Genomic DNA, 17663 nt, shown 5'->3' with positions numbered 1-17663 from the left:
ACTTGCTTCAGCGTCGTGACGATTTGGCTCTCGGTGAATTTGCTCTTGCGCATCTGGGTCTCCTTGGGGCTAGTTTGCCTGGAGACCTCTGGTTAGGGTTGGAGTGAGTTTACGGGGAGGCGACACGACGCGTTGCCTGCGTCGGGAGGGCGGCTAATACAACACCCGCAAGGGAAATACGCCCGCCGTCTGTGTGCGGTTTCGAACCTCCCGACATCCCGCCGGTTGCAAGTCGCGCCGCGCGGGTTCCTCGCCTAAGGACAGGAGTACCGCGTATGCCCCGCAAGCCCGAGCTCACGCCCCCGCAGGAAGGGGTGGTCATGCCCGTTGATGCGTTCGAAGCGCTTTCCGCTTTTCAGCAGGAGTTGCACGGGATCGTGCGAACTCTGCAGCCTGAGGTGTTGATCGAGATCGGTTATCCCGCGGGACAGAATCACCGGTTGTTGCGGGAGGTGTTTCAGGCGTTGGCGCGGCGGCTGGACCCGGTGATGGCGGCTTGTGTTTGGGCGGCTGCGGGGGAGGGTGGTGCCGGGGTGGCGTCGCCGGGAAGTCTGCACTGAGGCGGGTTGGCCCGGTCTGGGGTTAAGGCAAAGGTAAAGGCAAATCCCCCCCAGCCCCCTACTCAAAAGGGGGGAGTTGGTTGGGGGTATCGGTGGCTTGGCGAGGCGGTCGGGTTCAGTGGGCTGTTCGGTGCTCGCCGTCAACAAGCGACTTCGGCCTGTACGAGTTGAAGGCCACGTGCGCCCTCATCCGCCCTTCGGACACCTTCTCCCGCTAGCGGGAGAAGGGGAGGCCCATCTTTCCGCTGGTGGGAGAAGGGAGGGCTCAGCCTCCCGCAAGCGGGAGAAGAGGCGGCTCAGCGATCCGGCTTGAACTCCACCGGCACGATCACCACCGCGGCGACGGCTTTGCCTTTGCGCACCGCGGGGGCGAAGCGCCAGGTGCGCACGGTGCGGACGGCGGCGCGGTCGAGTTCGCGGTTGTTGCTGCGTTTGCTGATGTCGACTTTGATCGGGCGGCCCTCGGCCGAGACTTGCACGCGCAGGGTCACCAGGCCGCCTTCGCCGCGACGCAGTGCGTCGAGGGGATAAGGCGGTTTCGGGCTGTGTCCCGGCAAGGGGCGCGGTTTGGCGTTGGACGCCAATACGTCGGTGTTGCGGCGCGGGCGTGTGGCGTCGCGGCGTTGGTCGTCGGCGACGCGTAACTTGTGCGCATCGCGCAGCGAGGATTCGATGCCGGCCGCGGTGCGCTGGCCGATCGCGACCGGGTCGAGTGCGGGTTCGGCGTTCTCGGGCACGTAGGCCGGGCGATCCAGGCCTGGGGTGCCTTCGATCGTGCGCTTCGGCGCCACGCTTTGGATCTGCCGGTAGCCGAACGACACCACGGCCAGCACGCCGACCACGATGGCGACCGAGATCGCCAGCGCGATCATCAGGATCCACGAGCCCTGCGGCGCCATCTCGCGGGTGAAGCGCGGCATCGGCTTCACCGGCGGGAACGGTTGGCTGACCGTGGGCGGGGTGAGCGCGGTCAGCGACAAGGGCACCGCGTGGTTCGGGTCCATGTGCAGGACGCTGATGCGGCCCTGGTTGAGCGCCTGCGCCAGTTCGGCGCTGGCGCCGAGGCGGTCGGCGACTTCGTCCAGCGGCACGTCGGCTTGGACGCCGCGACGTTCGCTCTTGGCCGAGGCGAAACGCCAGCGGTTGTACTCGGCCCAGAGCAGCAGCAGCGCGACCACGACTGCGGCGGTCGCCGGCAGCACCAGCATCAGGAAGGGGTCGACGCCGTGCTCGCGCAGATACAGTTCGGAGGCGGTGCGGCGGATGCCGAGCAGCCACATCAGCAGGGTCGCCACCGGTATCCACAAGTACAGATAGGCCAGCCAGAACGCGCCGGTGACCACGCCCCACCAGGTGCGCGTCCAGGTTTCCTGGGCGCCGGGGCGGTGGATCAGGCGCGAGTCGTGCTTGTGCGCGGAGCGCCGGCGCGGGCCGCGTTTGTGCTCGCCGGGCTTGTACTCGGCAGGCTGGGGCTTCGTCGGGGCAGCGTTCGGATTCATCGGATTCCCCGGTCCGGGCTGACCCAGGTCGCGCGGGTGCCGCGGCGTTTCGCCAAGGCTTTGGGCACCGCGGCGACGGTGGTAGTGAAGCTCAGCAGCCAGTAAGCCATCGGGTACCAGATCATCCAGTAGTAGTTGCGTCCGACTCCGGTCTCGTACTGGCGGTCGATGATGATGCTGGCGGCGAATTGCAGCAGGCAGATCAGCGCGAGGATCACGCCGTGCCACGACGGCAGCAGCGTAGTCACGCGCAGTTGTTCGGGCAGGTCGACCACCAGTCCCAGCGCCCACAGGCCGATGATCAAGGCCATGATGTGGGCCCAGACCAGGCTCAACACGTACTCGCCGAGCACCGCCCACATGCGCCGCTTGCGCCACGAGAACAGGTCGCGGGTATGCCGCATCAGCACTTCCACGCCGCCCTGGGCCCAGCGCAAACGCTGCTTCCACAGCCCGCCGAGGGTTTCCGGCATCAGGATGAAACACATCGCATTGGGTTCGTAACGGATGTCCCAGTGGTCCATCTGCAGGCGCCAGCTGATGTCGATGTCTTCGGTGACCATGCTGTCGGACCAGTAGCCGATCCGGTGCAGGGCGCTGCGCCGGAAAGCGCAGATCACCCCGGACACGGTGAAGATGCGGCCGTACACGCGCTGGGCGCGTTTGATCATGCCGATGATCGAAGAGAACTCGCCGACCTGCAGGCGGCCGAGCAGGGTCGAGCGGTTGCGGATGCGCGGGTTGCCGGTGACCGCGCCGACGCGCGCGCCCGAGCACAGGTGCCAGATCATCCAGTGCATGGCGTATTCGTCGAGCAGGGCGTCGCCGTCGATGCAGACCAGATAGTCCGAACGCGCCGCCAGGGCGCCCATGCGCATGGCGTTGGCCTTGCCGAGGTTGCGGTCCAGGTGCACCACGCGCAGTTGCGGATGCAGGGCGGCGAGTCGGTTGAGTTTTTCGCCGGTGTCGTCGCGGCTGCCGTCGTTGATCGCGATCACTTCGAACTGCGGATAACGCTGGGCCAGCGCGGCGGCGATGGTTTCGTGGACGTGGTCGCCTTCGTTGTGGCAGGGGATCAGGATCGAGGCGAACGGCGCGTCCGCCAGCGGCGGCGGATCGGTGCGCACCCGTGCCTTCCGCTCGCGGCGGAAGTAGTAGTACAGCCCGCCGGAGATCCAGAAGAACGACATCACGATCGGATAGAAGAACGCGAACTGGAACAGCGCGGTGAGCAGCGGACTGACGAGCGGACTCATGGTGGACTCGATGGCAGCGCGTACCGGCTGCCCGGATGGACTGGGCGGTGGAAGGGCGGGGCGACGCTCATCGCTCGAGGTAGGGGAAGCCGCGCACGGACATGATTTCGCGCGCGTCCCGGGTCGAGGGCTGGTCGTCGATGAAGTTGTCGGGGTACCAGGCCAGGTGGCGTGCGCCGCCGGCCTGCAAGCGGTGGGCCATCGCTTTCAGGCGCGCGGCCGGGATCGGCCGGTCATCGCGCCAGTCGACGGTCTGCAATTCGAAGATGGTGTGCGACAGGCCGCGCGGCGACTTCTTGACCTCGGCCAGCAGCTGGTCCATCCACGCCTGCGGATCGCGGCTCTTCTCCATCCACGGCATCGCCATCACCGCGGTGTAGTCGTAGGCCTCGTTGAAGGCGGCCAGGTTCTGCGCGAACCAGGCTTCGCTGCGCGGCTCCAGCACCGGCGCGGCGAACAGGTTGCGCACGGTGATCAGCTTGGGCCGCCACTTGCCGGCGGCGCGGGCCAGCTCGCGGGTGAACTCGATCAGCGCTTGGGTGCGCGCGGCCGGGTCGGCCGGCGCCTGGCCGCGCAACTCGTCGTCGCGCAGCAACGCATCGTCGTGGAACAGCAGGCCCTCGGTGTAGCCGCTGACGGCGAGGTCTTCGTAGACGTCGGCGACGATGCGCCGGGTCTGCGCCTCGAACGGGTTAAGGCGGAAGGTCTCGTCCGGGTTGCTGGCCTGGATTTTCAGGCGTTGGTTCAAGGCCGCATCGGGCAGCTCGAAACCGAGCACCGGCAACCAGGCGAACACCTTGACGTGGGCGCGGGTCTTGAGTTGCCAGGCGACGCGGTTATAGAGGTCGGCGCGCATCGGCAAATGCCGGTTCGGGAAATACAGCGCATCGGCCGAGCCGTTGCCGTCCGGGTCGGCGAAGGCCTGCAGGAATACGTGGCTCGGGCCGATCTGCTTGACCCGTTCGATCAGCTTGTCGAGATTGCGCGCTTGCTGCGCCGGGTCGGCGTCGTAGACGTAATCCAGATCGACCTGCAAGGCGCGCAGGCCGTCGAGTGCCTCGTCGTGGCGCAGCTCGTAGGCCAGGTCGTTGATGGTGGGGTTGTTGAACACCAGCAGGCGCGCCAGGCCGTGCAGGTCGGCGCCGATCTTCTGGTGGCGGCCTTCCAGATCGAAGGTCACCGCCATGCCGAGTTCGTCGGCGATCGCATTGGTCTGGCTGTTGTAGGCCGCGTACGGCCAGATCACCGACTTCGGGCCGACGCCGAGTTCGCGCTTGATCTCGGCGGCGCTGTCGCCGAGGTCTTTGCGGATGCGCGCCAGGTACTCGGCTTCGGTTTCGTAGCGCTGGGTTTTCTCGTTCCAGGCGCGGGTGATCGCGGCGGGCATGGTGTTGCCCTGCGGGTTGGAGGTCACACCGCGGTGCAGGGCGTGGCTGTGCGAGGCGACTTCGACCAGGCCGGAGGCCTGCATTTCGCGCAATTGCGCCCAGGTGACGAAGTCGTCGTGGGTGAACATGCGCGGGCCGTAGTCGACTTTCTGATCGGGCGGCAGGTCGACCCAGGAGGTCACCACCGCCATCAGTGCCGGATAGTTGTAAGCGCGCAACAGCGGGAAGACGTGGGTGTAGATGCTGCGCAGGCCGTCGTCGAAGGTCAGCAGCACCGCCTTGGGCGGCAGCGGCTTGCCGCCGCGTGAGGCGGCGATGATCTCGCTCAGCGAGACCGGGTGGTAGCCGTGGCCGGACAGCCAGTCCAGGTGCGCGGCGAAGTTCTGGGTGCTGACGGCGTAGGCATCCGGGTCGCCCTTGCGCGCCACTTCGTCGCGCACGTCGTGATAGCTCAGCACCAACAGTTCGCTGGCGCCGGCTGCGAGCGGCGCCCAAGCGGCCACGGCCAGCACGGCGCATACGACCGCCCGGTGGATCACCCGGCGCAGACGCGCAGATGCGGTTGTGCGCGGGACGGGGCGGGCGACAGCGAAGCGGGCAGCGTAAGACAGCATGTTCATTCCTCTCCCCAACGGAAGCTCAGATCGAAGGCGACGCGGTCTTCGCGCACGCCGTCGTAGACCGGACGCGACCAGTTGAGGCCGTAGTTGAGCGTGCGGCCGCTGCCGAAACGCCATTCGTGTTCGTAGCGCAGTTGCGGCACCCAGGCGCTGCCATGGCCCTGCTGCCAATACGGCCCGGCGCTGGCGCTGAGGCGTTGCACGAAGTGGCGGGTGTAGCGGCGCCAGGCGACGTGATCCAGGCGCACACCAAGATTCAGCGAGGCGTCGCGGCTGGGGTTGAAATAGGGCACGTCGGCGTCGCGGCGGCTGGCGCGGCTGGTCGACAGATCGGCCAGGCCGGCGATCTGCAGATGCGGCCGCGTGTACAGGCGTTGATCGAGGCTCAGCGCGAGCGCGCTGCGTCGGTTGTCGTCGCTGTAGCGCAGTTGCTGCGCGGTCGCGCCGAGCGAGGTGCGTTCGCTCGGCGTCCAGCGCAGACCCAGGCTCAAGGCATCGGCGTCGATGCCGGCGCCGCGCGCCTGCAGCGAGGCTTCCGGGGTTTGCCGGTACCACGACGCATTGACGCGCCAGGCATCGTCGAGGCGCCAGCCGGCATCGAGGTAATAACCGGTGCGCTCGTCGCTGGCGAGCGAGCGGTCGTCGGCGCGGTCGACGCCGAAGCCCAGGCTGAGGCGGTCGTAGGCATACAGCGCGCCGATGCCGCTGCGACGGTCGTGGACGCGGTCGCCGGGGTAATCGGCCCAGGCGTCCTGGGCATGCGCGGTCAGGCGCCAGCGGTCGTCGATCAGCGGGCTGCGGATCTCGAAACGGTGCACGGCGTCGCGAGTGCCGAGCGGCGATGCGGCCGCGCTGCCGCCGCGCGCATCGCTGCGGCCGCCGGCGGTGCTGAGCGACCATTGCCAGCCCAGGCGATGGTCCCAGGACTCGCCCATCTGCTTGACCTGCACGTCGCGCGGACGGTGGGCGATCAACTCATCGTGGATCGGCCGTGCCAGGTCGACGCGGGCGTGTTCGAGGTAGGAACCGATCTGGCCGATGCGCGCGCCGACGCTGGTCGGTTCGAGCGTGCTCGCCATCTGGAAGCGTTGCAGCGCGCGATCGGTCCAGCCGCGTTTTTGATAGGCCACGCCGAGATTGGTCTGCAGGCTGGGGTTGTCCGGGCCGATCGCGGCCATCGTTTCCAACTGCTGCTGCGCGCCGACGGTGTCCTCGCCGTAGAGGCGGATCATGGTCTGGGTGCTGTCGGCGTCGTAGTGGCGCCAGTTTTCGAAGCTCTGCTTGGCGCCGTTGACGCGCACCCAGGCCGGCTCGGCCGCCTTGATCTTGTCGAGTTGGGCCAGGGCGTCGTCGAAACGCTCGCTTTCCGAATAGGCGTAGGCCAGCTGCAGTTGCGAATCGTGATCCTCGGGCCACTCGCGCACAACCCGTTCGAGTACGGTCGCGGCTTCCTCGGGGCGTTTGTCGGCGAGCAGGGAGGCGCCGACCTTCGACAAGGCATACATCGGAATGTCGACGCCTTCGGCCTGCAGCGCGCGGTAGCGTTCGACCACGTCGGCATGGCGTTCGAGGTGATTGAGCAGCATCAGCTCGTCGAAGCGCGTGCGCAGGTCGGCCTGACGTTGCTGCGGGGTCTGGTTGGCGCGGTATTGCTCGAAGGCGTCGCGGGCGCTGCGCATTTCGTCGAGGCGGGTGGCCTCGTCTTCGGGGAACAGGCTGCCCCATACCGCAAGGCGGGCGAGGCGGCCGGAGTCGAGGCGCTGGCGCTCGGGCGCGTCGAACAATTCGGGGCGGGCTTGATACAGGGCCCAGGCGCGGTGCGCGCTGCCGAGGTCGGCCAGGGTCAGCACCTGCAGTCGGTACAGGCGGTCGTCGCCGGGCGTCGCGGCCTGGGCGCTTTCGATGCGCGCCAGCGCGGCCAGCCACTGCCGGTCGGCGCGCAAGCGCTCGATGTCCGGCATCGGATTGGCGGCGGCTGTTTGACGCTCTGCAGCAAAAGCTGACGTTGAGGGGCAGATTGCGCTTGCGGTCGCTAAAGCAATGGAGAGGGCAAGTCGATGCGGGTTGGGCATGGTGGGACGGACTTCCGTGTAGCGGAGGGCTGCAGGTGAGGTCTAGACCAATACAAAAATGTGATGCAAATCACATTCTTGATGGGGTGACGCAAGAGGTGTGCCAAAGGCAGGCGATCCGGACCGGAACTTGTGGCGGAAGTGCTTGTTCGGATTGGCTTTTTTGCCAGCCTGGCGGGGTGGGCGAATGCTGCGCCGCGGTTTGACAAGGTCGATTTAGATCGATTTAAATCGGGAGAAGCAGGGGCGTTCGCCGGTCGGCGCGACGCGAATCGGAGGCGATCGCCGTCCGGGCAACGGGAGCGGGAATGTCGGCAAGGTGGAAAGTGCGCCGCAATGGCGCAGGGACGACGGCGAAACACGCATTGGCGCTGGCCGTGGCCTGGGCTCTGGTGCCCACGGCGATGGCCGGGCCGGTGCGCAGCTTCTGGACCTCGTTCGAGGCCGGTGAGCCGGCTGCGGCCGAGCCCGCGACCGCGGCAGGGGCCCAGCCCCCGGTAACGGCCGACCCGGCGCCGCGCCTGAGCGCCGACGGCGGCCCGCCCGCGGCCGCCGCCCTCACCGCGAAACCCGGCATGGGCTTCAGCGGCCTGCGCTCGCTGCGTTACCAGGGCGTCGGCAGCGGCGCGGCGCAAAGCGCGCAGGTCGTCGAGGTCGACATCGCGGTGGCCAAGGACTCTGTGCTGTCCTACCGCCTGTTCCCGCTGTCGAGCGCGCATATCGCCGGCCAGCCCGCACCGTCGAAGCTGGATGCATTGCGCAACGGCTCGACCTATGTCGCCATCGACCTGGTGTTCGACGACGGCAGCCGTCTGTCGCAGCGCAAACCGCTGGATCTGTACGGCAACGGCTTGACCGCGCGCGCGCAGGGCATGGCCCGGCTGCTCTATCCCGATCAATGGAACGCGGTCAGCAGCCGCATCGGCGAAGTCGCGGCCGGACGGCGCGTGCGCAAGATCCTGCTGGTCCACGAGGGCGACACTGCGTTGCCGTACCAGGGCTATCTCGACGACTTGCGCATCGCGCCGGCGCCCGCGCTCGCCAAGGGCAAGCGCGCCGCGCTGCGCCCCAGCGACTATGTGGACACCCGCCGCGGCAGCAATTCCAACAGCCGCTTCTCGCGCGGCAACACCTTCCCGGCGGTCGCGGTGCCGCACGGCTTCAACTTCTGGACCCCGACCACGAACGCCGGCTCGCACTGGATCTACCAGTACCAGGAGCGCAACGGCGACGACAACCGCCCGCGCATCGAAGCCTTCGCGCTGTCGCACGAGCCGAGCCCGTGGATGGGCGACCGCCAGACCTTCCACGTGATGCCGGCGATCGGCGAGGGCCGGCCCGAATTCGACCGCAGCAAGCGCGCGCTGAGTTTCGGCCACGACGAGGAAACCGCGCGTGCCGATTACTACCGGGTGCGCTTCGACAATGGCCTGGTTGTCGAGATGACCCCGACCGACCACGCCGCGGTCATGCGCTTTACCTTCCCGGCCGAGCCCGGCGAGACCCGCGCGCAGTTGCTGTTCGACCATCGCGACGAACACGGCGACATTCGTCTCGACCGCGACGGCCGCGCGCTGAGCGGTTGGAGCGAGAGCATGAGCAAGCTCTCGACCGGCGCCTCGCGCTTGTTCTTCTACGCGCGTTTCGACCGGCCGATCCGCGACGGCGCCCGGCTCGACCGCGACAAGGCCGGGCGCGACCGCGTCTCGGCCTGGTACGGCTTCGACCTCAGCGGCGACCCCACCCGCCAGGTGACGATGCGCATCGCCACTTCGCTGATCAGCGTCGAACAGGCGCAGCGCAACCTGGAACTGGAAATCGGCGCCGACGAAGGCTTCGATGCGGTGCGCGAACGCGCGCGCGCCGCCTGGGACGCCAAGCTCGGCATCGTCCGCGCCGAGGGCGCGCCGGCGCACGAGCAAGCGGTGCTGTATTCCAACCTCTACCGCTTGTTCCTGTACCCCAACAGCGGTTACGAGAACACCGGCACCGCCGAGCGGCCGCTGTACAAATATGCGAGTCCGTTCTCGGCGCCGGCCGGCAAGGACAGCGCCGGCGCCACCGGCGCGGCCGTCGTCGACGGCAAGGTCTATGTCAACAACGGCTTCTGGGACACCTACCGCACCAGCTGGCCGGCCTATGTATTGCTGACTCCGAGCCACGCCGGCGAGATGATCGACGGCTTCGTCCAGCAGTACCGCGACGGCGGCTGGATCGCGCGCTGGTCCTCGCCGGGCTATGCCGACCTGATGGTCGGCACCAGTTCGGATATCGCCTTTGCCGACGCCTGGCTCAAGGGCGTGCGCAATTTCGACGTGCGCTCGTTCTATCAGTCGGCGATCCGCAACGCTTCCAGCGTCAGCCCGGTGCCGGGTGCGGGCCGCAAGGGCATCGAGCGGGCGATCTTCAGCGGCTACACCGACACTACGGTCGGCGAAGGCTTGTCGTGGTCGATGGATGGCTACATCAACGACTTCGCCATCGGCCGTCTGGCCGGCGCGCTGGCGCAGGAGGCCGGCGCCGACGATCCCTACCAGGCGAGCTATCGCGACGATGCGGCGTACTACCGCAATCGCGCGCTCGGTTACGTCAACCTGTTCAACCCGCCACTCGGCTTCTTCATCGGCCGCCATCGCGACGGCCGCTGGCGCTACACCGCCACCGAGTTCGACCCGACCCGCTGGGGCGGCGACTACACCGAGACCAATGCCTGGAACATGGCCTTCCATGCGCCGCAGGACGGTGCCGGCCTGAGCGCGCTGTACGGCGGGCGCACCGCCCTGGGCAACAAGCTCGACCTGTTCTTCGCCACGCCGGGCACCTTCGAGGTCGGCAGCTACGGCGAGGTGATCCATGAAATGCTCGAAGCGCGCGACGTGCGCATGGGCCAGTACGGCCACAGCAACCAGCCCTCGCACCATATTCCGTATATGTACGCCGCCGCCGGCCAGCCGTGGCGGATCCAGGAAAAAGTGCGCGACATCCTCGATCGCCTGTACGTCGGCGGCGAGATCGGCCAGGGCTATCCCGGCGATGAAGACAACGGCGAGATGTCGGCGTGGTGGTTGTTCAGTGCCGCCGGTTTCTATCCGCTGCGTATGGGTTCGCCCGAGTACGTGATCGGCGCGCCGCGTTTCGAACGCATGAGCATCCGCCTGGAAAACGGCCGCGAGCTGCAGATCAACGCGCCCAAGGTCAGCGCGCGCAACCGCTACGTGCAGTCGCTGCGGGTCAACGGCGAAGCCTGGGACCGCTTGACCCTGCCGCACGAATTGCTGGCACAAGGCGCGGTGCTGGATTTCCGCATGGGCCCGTCGCCGTCGAACTGGGCCAGCAGCGCGCAGGCCCTGCCGGAGTCGCTCAGCGCCGATGGCGAGACGCCCAAGCCGCTGCGCGACCTGGGGCGGCGCGACAATGCGACGGTCGCCGGTGTCGCGGCCAAGCAGGCCGCGGCTTTGTTCGACGACGACGCGACCACCTCGACGCGTTTGAGCGGGCCGATGCCGCTGCTGAGCTGGAACTTCAAGGCGCCGGCGACGGTGCGCTTGTACACCCTGACCTCGGCGGCGCGCCGCGGCGATCCGCAAGCTTGGGCCTTGCAGGGCTCCAACGACGGCGCGCAATGGACCACGCTCGACGAACGCAGTGGCCAGGTCTTCGCCTGGCGCAAGCAAACGCGCGCGTTCGCCATCGCCGGACCGGCGGCGTATTCGCGTTATCGCCTGCGCCTGCTCGCCGACGGCGCCGGGCAGGGCGGCATCGAGCTGGCCGAGGTGGAGTTGCTCGGCGAGGCGAAATAAGGTGGCAACGGCCGCCTGTTCAAGCGAACACGCGCAACCGACCTAGACCGCGTTGTGCGACGGCCGCTGCGGCGGATGTCTGTGCAGCGCATTCCGCAGGTGTTGCGACAGGTTGAGGCCGCAGCGCAAGGCTGCGGCTGCGCTGCATGCAATGCGCGCCTTGGTCGGCACACGTATTTCATCGCGCGCCGTTGGTCGGCGCGCGCCACGTTAATCCGCCGGCGCTCGCATTGGCGCTGTGACGCGCTGTGCGCTTTAACGGAAACCTCATGCGTGCGTCTCGAACGCAGCGGTCCGATCGCGCGAATCGTTCCCGTTATGTCCCGATATCGCCCCGTGTTCTTCCTCGGCACGCGCGCCGGGAAGGGCTAAGTTCGGCGATGCAGTGCGATCGACCCATCCACGCGGAATGATTCCGCAACGAGGCTCATATGGAACTCATGGGACGTACCGGCTCCAGGCTGCGGCGCCATGCCGCGGTGCTGGCAACGGGCTTGATGCTCGCAGCGCCTTTGGCGCAAGCCCAGAACTTCGAAACTCACTACGGCAACCAACCTTGGCGCGACGGCGGTGAGGACGTCAAGGCGGTGAACTATTGTCCGGGCCGCGGCTCGGTCACCGTCGGCACGCGTCGCTCCAGCGACGGCAATACCCAGGTGTTGGTGACCCGCGCCAACGACCTCGGTGTCACCGACGACAGCAGCATCAACACCTGGCAACAGGCCTACATGATCGCCGGCAGCAAGCGCTCCGACGCTTACGGCATCGTCGAGTTGAGCGGCGAGCGCGGTTTTGCCGTGACCGGCGCGGTGCAACTCGGCGAGGGCAGTTTCATCTACGTGCTGCAGATCGATTGCCGCGGGCGGCAGATCTGGACCACGTTGCTCGATAATGTCGCCACCAGTCACCGCGCGACCGGCTATGACTTGATCGAAACCGGCGCGGTGATGCCGAGCAAGGCGCCGGCGCAGGGCGACCTGGTCGTGGTCGGCGAGGAAAACGACAAGGACGGCCGAACCCTCGGCCGCATCGCACGCCTGGATGCGGTCGGCAACGTGCTGTGGGATCACCGCTACGACGGTAGCGGCGATTGGCCTGGCCTGCGTTTCCGCGCGGTCACCGAGAACCTGGCGAGCAGCGGCGGCTTCACCGACATCGTCGTCGCCGGCACCGCACTGACCACCGACGCCAAACGCGGCGGCCTGATGTTCCGCACCGACGCCAACGGCGCGCCGGTATGCAGCAGCGTGCTGATCGACGGCCAGGACCATCGCGACTTCCACGGCCTGACCGCGCTGTTGAACGCGAACTACACCGGCGAGACGGTCTCGGTCGGCGCTTCCACCGGGCTCGACGAGGGCAGCGCTTCGCAGGCCTATCTGGCCCGTTACGCCCGCTACAGCTGCAGACCGCTGGTGCAGGCGAGTTGGGTCGATCGCGACAAGGCCAGCTTCACCGCCTTCGACGTGGTCGAAGCGCGCGGCCTCGACGGTCGCGACGGCGCGGTCGCGGTGGTCGGCACCATCGCCGGCACCCAGGGCTTTTTGTTCGCCGCCAACACCGGCGATCTGCTGCGCTACGGCGGCCTGTCGCCGCGGCGTTTCGGCGACAAGTTCCGCGAAAGCCTGTACGCGATCGACCGCAAGAGCGACCGCTTCATCCTCGCCGGCAATACCTTCAGCGACTGGCAGGGCGTCGGCGACATCCAGGACTTCTACTTCGTCCAGGTCGACCCCGGCCTCAACACCGGCTGCGCCGATCTGTGGGACCCCGGCGCATTCAGGCCGCAACTGCCGTACAAGGAGTTCTTGCCGCACCTGGAGCGCATACCGAAGTTCCAGCGCGTCGACACGCCGAGCGTGGAGGCCAGGGATTGGGGTTATGTCTGCGCGGTCGATCCGCCGGAAGGCTGCCCGGGCCTGATCAACAACGGCATCATCCAGCTCGGCGTGGCGCCGACCGGTCATCTCAACATCGAATGCCCGAACATCGACTTGTCGAGCGGCCGCTACGGCACCCGCCTGGTCGGTCTGCGCTACATGCCCACCAACGGCGAAGCTTCGGCGCCGGGCGCGCCCTGCGAAGGCTGGGGCGTGGCCAATGCCGATCCGGCCGCGCCGGTGAGCGGGCGGACCTCGCGTTGCGCCGGCATCAGCAACGTCACCCTGGTCAGCTTCACTCCGACCACCAGTGCCGCGACCTCGGTGGTGACCGTCGGCAGCACCTTCCGCGTGACCCATCAGTACACGCCGATCGCTGCGACGAGCTTCCTGTACCGCGTCGACGTCAAGATCGAGAACATCGGCCGCACCACGGTCAAGGATCTGCGCTACACCCGCGGAATCGACTACGACGTGCCGCCGAATACGTTCTCGGAGTACATCACCCTGGCCGGGGCCTCGCCGTTCCTGCTGGCCTGGAACAACAACGGCTTCAACTCGCTCGACCCGCTCGCGGCCAATTCCGGCTTGTCCGGACCGATGACCGATAACGGCCCCGGCGATCTCGGCGCGCACATGGACTTCCGCTTCGGTTCGCTCGCACCGGGGGCGGCGCGCAGCTTCGTCACCTTCTACGGTGCGGCGCCGACCCAGACCACCGCGCTCAATGCGTTGTCGATCGTCGGCGCGGGGCTGTATTCGCTGGGCCAGACCAATTGGGACGGTATCGGCGGCGCCGGCAACACCAGCCCGAACCCGGGCACCGCCGGCGCGATCAACGGTGTGCCGGCGACCTTCATGTACGGCTTCAAGACCAACTGAGCGTCGAAAGCGATAGGCGTCAAGCTCCGGGGGCCGTCGGCCCCCGGAGCGTTTGCAGCACCGGCGCGCGCGCGAGGCGCAGACGCAGATGGACGATGCCGGCCAGCAGGCACAGCGCGATCAGCGCCATCAGCCACTGCGTGGTCGCGGCGAAGCGCAGGCGTTCGAGCAACAGCCCGGTCAGCAAAGTGGCCAGCGGCATCGCGCCCATGGTCGCGGCCGAAAACCAAGTCATCTCGCGGCCCATGCGCTGCGCGGCGACGCTGCGTTGCAGCCACGACAGCGACTGGATGCCGTAGAAATTGGAGGCGCCGGCGAGCAGGCAGAACGCGGCCAACACCGTCGCCAGGCTGGCGTTCCAGGCCAGCAGACCATAAGCCAGCGCGGCGACCGCCCAACACGCAAGCAACGTGACGATCACCCGGGCCAAGCCGGTCGAGGCGCGGCCGGCGAAGGCCGCCGCCGCGGAGATGCCGGCGAATTGGGCGACATAGACCAGGAAGTAACGGGTATCGCCGTGTTCGACCAGCAACACCGGCAGCAGGATCTGCACCGGCCCGAACACCAGCACGGTGCTGACCAACAGATACAGGTAATAGCTGCGCGGGATCGCCTGGGCCGACGCTGCTTCGGTGGCGTTCGCGAGTGCTGTATCGGCCGCGCCGGCATGGGTCGGCCGCCGCACCGGCCCGCGCCGGCGCACCGCCGCGAGCAACCACAGCGAGGCGGCGACGCTGAGCGCGTCGATCCCGAACGCGATCGCCAGGCCGTGGCTGTCGCTGGAAGCCAGGATCAGACTGCCGGCCAACATCGGCAGCAGCATCATCGCCAGGCTCGAGGCCACCGCGAACAGGGCATTGCCGGCCGGCAGCAGGCCCTTGCGGATGTACAGGCCGAAACTCGCGCGCCCGGCCGGATACGCGACCGCCCAGACCAGGCCGCCGAACAAGGCCAGTGCGTAGATGATCTCGATGGTCATCAGGCCGAACCAGGTCAGCAGGCCCATGCTGGCGTTGATCGCGACGTAGAGCGCGCGGCAGATCCACAACACCCGGATCGGATTGGCGCGGTCGAGGAAACCGCCGAAGAAGAACAGGAACAACACGCTGGGCAAGGCTTCGATGGCGGCGGTCAGGCCGAGATCGAAGGCGCTGCCGGTCAGGCGCATCACCAGGAACGGTAGGGCGATCAGGGTGAAGCTGGCGCCGAAGGTAGTGATCAGGTTATCGAGCAACAGCCAGCCGAAACGCGGCTCGCGCCGGCCGATGTGCCACAGCTGCGCGACCGCGGCGAAACGGCTGCGCGGGCGGCGCGACGCCGAGTCAGGTGGCGGACCGGGCGTCGCAATGAGGCGCTCGCTCACGGCGGTCGCGGGCGAGGGCACGGCGAGCGGCGGCTCAGGGCTTGATCGCGCCGGCGTGCGGCGTGCGGGCCCGGCGCAGGAAGAACAACTCGTCCTGGCGTTCGACCGCCAGACCGTAGGCGCTGGCGATGGCGCGCAGCTTGCCGGCGTCGAGCTGCCAGACCGGTTCGACGTCGTCGACGCCGATGTCCAGGGTCCACTGCATGCCGAGCCAGTGGGTCAGGATGAAACCGTCGGGCCGCAGCAGATGCAGCAGGGTCTCGAAATAGCGTTCGAGGTGGCGCTGGCAGCAGGCGAAGCTGGCGAGGTTGTTGTCGAGGATGCAATCGAAGCTCGCCGCCTCGAAGCGGCGGGCGAAGTCGTCGCTGTGCTTGTTGAGCAAATGCACCGAGTACTGCGGCAGGCCGAGCGCGTTGCCGTGTTCCCACTCGTTGTGGGCCACCGTCACCGAGACGATGCGGCGCACCTTGCCGGCGAGCAGGCGCGCCACCGACGAATTGCCGGTGCCGACATGCAGGATGTCGCGCTCGCAAAGGTCGGCGGCGGCCAGCCAGCGGTTGATCGCGGCCTGGTCCTCGGTCGGTTCGCAGGCGGAATAGTCGAGCAAGGGCCAGGTCGCGAGCCGGTCGGCCGCGTCGTGGGTGGCGACGTCCGGTTCGCGCCCGCAATCGATGCGCTGCGCACCGATGTCGAAGCGCGGACGGAACAGCGGAGCGGTGTGAACGGGGTGCGGCGTCGGGGGAGTGTTCATCATGGCCAAGGGATAAGACAGTTCGGTTTCGATTCTTCATCGATCCTCGATCGCATGTCGAGCGAGCGGCACTACAACGATCGTCGAACTGCTTGCCGTCGTCACAGAATAAAACCCTTGCTGCTTTCATTCTCTATTGAGAAAACGCGACAACGCATTGCGTTTCGACCGATGGAAAGATGCGGCACCGTTTCACGAGCAAGCTTTAACCCCACCACGTCCTACCTGCAGTTCCGCAAAAACGCAGTTCCCCCCACAAGCACCAGGCGTGCGGGGCCGCGCACACGCGCGGCGACCCGTATCGACGCGTCCGGTCTGCCAATCAGACCCTGCGAGCGTGACTGCGCATCGACGATGCCGCGGCTGCGTTTCGCGCTGCCGGATGCATCGCCTCATGTTCAGCCAGTTCGTCCTGACCGGCCTCGTCGGTTTCTCCACCTTGGTGCTGCTGTGTTGCCTGGTGTTCCTGGCCGGGTGGGCGCTGTTCAAGGCCGTGCGCCGGCCGGCCGCGCCGACGCTCGCGCACTATCCTTTCGTCTCGATCCTGGTGCCGTTCTACAACGAGCCCGAGGCTTCGTTCCTGATGACGCTCGACGCGATCGAGCGCGCCGACTATCCGGGCCACATCGAAGTGTTGCTGGTCGACGACGGTTCGACCAATTCCACGCCGGCCACGGTCGCGACCTGGCTGGCTCAGCCGCGCGACAAGACCTATCGATTGATCTCGCTGGAACGCAACGGCGGCGCCAAGGGCTTGGCGCTCGATGCGGCCTTGCCGCAGCTGTCGCCCGAGTCCGACGTCGTCACCGTGATCGACAGCGACACGGTGATCATGCCGTGCTCGCTGCGCCGGGCGGTCGAGGCCTTGTACAGCTCGCCGCGCCACGCCGCCGCCTGCGGCCTGATCGTGCCGGCCGGGCGGCATAATTCCTGGTTGCACCGTCTGCAGTTCTACGAGCATGTCGGCGCGCTCGCTGCGATTCGCTATGTACAGAGCAAGATCGGCGTGGTCAACGTCGTCGCCGGCGCGTTCTCGCTGCATCGCACCGAGGTGATCCGCGAACTCGGCGGTTGGGGCGAATGGTTGGTCGAGGACATCGCCTGGACCTGGCGCGCCTTGGCCCACGGCTATTCGATTGCCTATGCGCCCGATGCGATCGCCTACACCATCTGTCCCTCGACCTTCTTCGGCCTGTTCCGCCAGCGCCGGCGCTGGGCGCGCGGGCGCCTGGAATCGTTCCGCGTGGCCTGGCGCATCTCCTGGCCACGGACCATGAAGATGCTGCCGTGGTGGCTGCTGTGGGCACAGTCGGCGCTGGTGCCGACCCTGTTGCTGTTGATCGCCGGCGCCTCGATCTACCGCAGCCCGAGCTTGCTCGGCATCGCCGCCTTGAACTGGTGGCTGATGGCTCTGCTCAATTTCATCGCGGTGATGCAGGCGCGTACGCGTCTGCAACTCGGGCCGCTCGACCTGGTGCTGGTGTCGATCTGCAACACGGTGATCGACGTGCTGTTGCTGCCGGCCAATGTGATCGGCCTGATAGACGAGCTGCGCGGCCACCGCAAGACCTGGCTGACACGCTGACGGCGGA

Annotated in this window: 10 protein-coding genes; 4 read left to right on the top strand and 6 right to left on the bottom strand. The window is 67.5% G+C overall.

The window, feature by feature from the left end; translation table 11 throughout:
* Window positions 1–275: 275 nt before the first annotated feature.
* Window positions 276–560 carry a hypothetical protein gene (locus ACTOWK_RS15670; RefSeq protein WP_441331049.1) on the top strand — a complete coding sequence of 95 codons (285 nt, stop codon included), beginning with the start codon at window positions 276–278 and terminating at the stop codon, window positions 558–560.
* A gap of 296 nt (window positions 561–856) precedes the next feature.
* Here ACTOWK_RS15670 and pgaD read toward each other — a convergent pair whose 3' ends face one another.
* The 4 genes from pgaD to pgaA all read right to left on the bottom strand — a co-directional run bounded on the left by pgaD (window position 857) and on the right by pgaA (window position 7284).
* The gene (gene pgaD / locus ACTOWK_RS15665; protein ID WP_441331048.1) at window positions 857–2059 is read right to left on the bottom strand and encodes a poly-beta-1,6-N-acetyl-D-glucosamine biosynthesis protein PgaD; all 1203 of its coding nucleotides are present in this window, start codon (window positions 2057–2059) and stop codon (window positions 857–859) included.
* Window positions 2056–3315 (bottom strand): poly-beta-1,6-N-acetyl-D-glucosamine synthase, encoded by a 1260-nt coding sequence (gene pgaC, locus ACTOWK_RS15660; protein ID WP_441331047.1) that lies wholly within the window; start codon window positions 3313–3315, stop codon window positions 2056–2058. Before pgaC ends, pgaD begins: the two co-directional genes overlap by 4 nt.
* A 67-nt stretch (window positions 3316–3382) precedes the next feature.
* Window positions 3383–5317 (bottom strand): poly-beta-1,6-N-acetyl-D-glucosamine N-deacetylase PgaB, encoded by a 1935-nt coding sequence (gene pgaB / locus ACTOWK_RS15655; RefSeq protein ID WP_441331046.1) that lies wholly within the window; start codon window positions 5315–5317, stop codon window positions 3383–3385.
* A gap of 2 nt (window positions 5318–5319) precedes the next feature.
* Complete coding sequence (pgaA, locus tag ACTOWK_RS15650; RefSeq protein WP_441331045.1) at window positions 5320–7284, bottom strand: poly-beta-1,6 N-acetyl-D-glucosamine export porin PgaA; 1965 nt, start codon at window positions 7282–7284, stop codon at window positions 5320–5322.
* 419 nt (window positions 7285–7703) lie between these two features.
* Between pgaA and ACTOWK_RS15645 the strand changes: the two genes are divergently transcribed.
* Together ACTOWK_RS15645 and ACTOWK_RS15640 are read left to right on the top strand one after the other, a co-directional pair.
* Window positions 7704–11195, top strand: coding sequence for a GH92 family glycosyl hydrolase (locus ACTOWK_RS15645; protein WP_441331044.1), 3492 nt, complete (start codon window positions 7704–7706; stop codon window positions 11193–11195).
* 431 nt (window positions 11196–11626) lie between these two features.
* Window positions 11627–13957 carry a hypothetical protein gene (locus tag ACTOWK_RS15640; protein WP_441331043.1) on the top strand — a complete coding sequence of 777 codons (2331 nt, stop codon included), beginning with the start codon at window positions 11627–11629 and terminating at the stop codon, window positions 13955–13957.
* Window positions 13958–13976: 19 nt separating this feature from the next.
* On the opposite strand, the gene ACTOWK_RS15635 is transcribed toward ACTOWK_RS15640, so the two are convergent.
* Entirely contained in the window at window positions 13977–15320 is a 1344-nt protein-coding gene (locus tag ACTOWK_RS15635; protein WP_441331042.1) for an MFS transporter, read from the bottom strand.
* A gap of 34 nt (window positions 15321–15354) precedes the next feature.
* Entirely contained in the window at window positions 15355–16071 is a 717-nt protein-coding gene (locus ACTOWK_RS15630; protein WP_441331041.1) for a hypothetical protein, read from the bottom strand.
* A 394-nt stretch (window positions 16072–16465) separates the two neighbouring features.
* On the opposite strand from ACTOWK_RS15630, the gene ACTOWK_RS15625 reads away from it, so the two are divergent.
* Window positions 16466–17656, top strand: coding sequence for a glycosyltransferase family 2 protein (locus tag ACTOWK_RS15625; protein WP_441331040.1), 1191 nt, complete (start codon window positions 16466–16468; stop codon window positions 17654–17656).
* The last annotated feature ends 7 nt before the right edge of the window (window positions 17657–17663 follow it).

The organism is Lysobacter sp. CA196, assembly GCF_052078695.1.
Taxonomy (GTDB): domain Bacteria; phylum Pseudomonadota; class Gammaproteobacteria; order Xanthomonadales; family Xanthomonadaceae; genus Lysobacter.
Note: the sequence above shows the minus strand (reverse complement) of the source record. Positions and strands in the feature narration are given on the sequence as shown.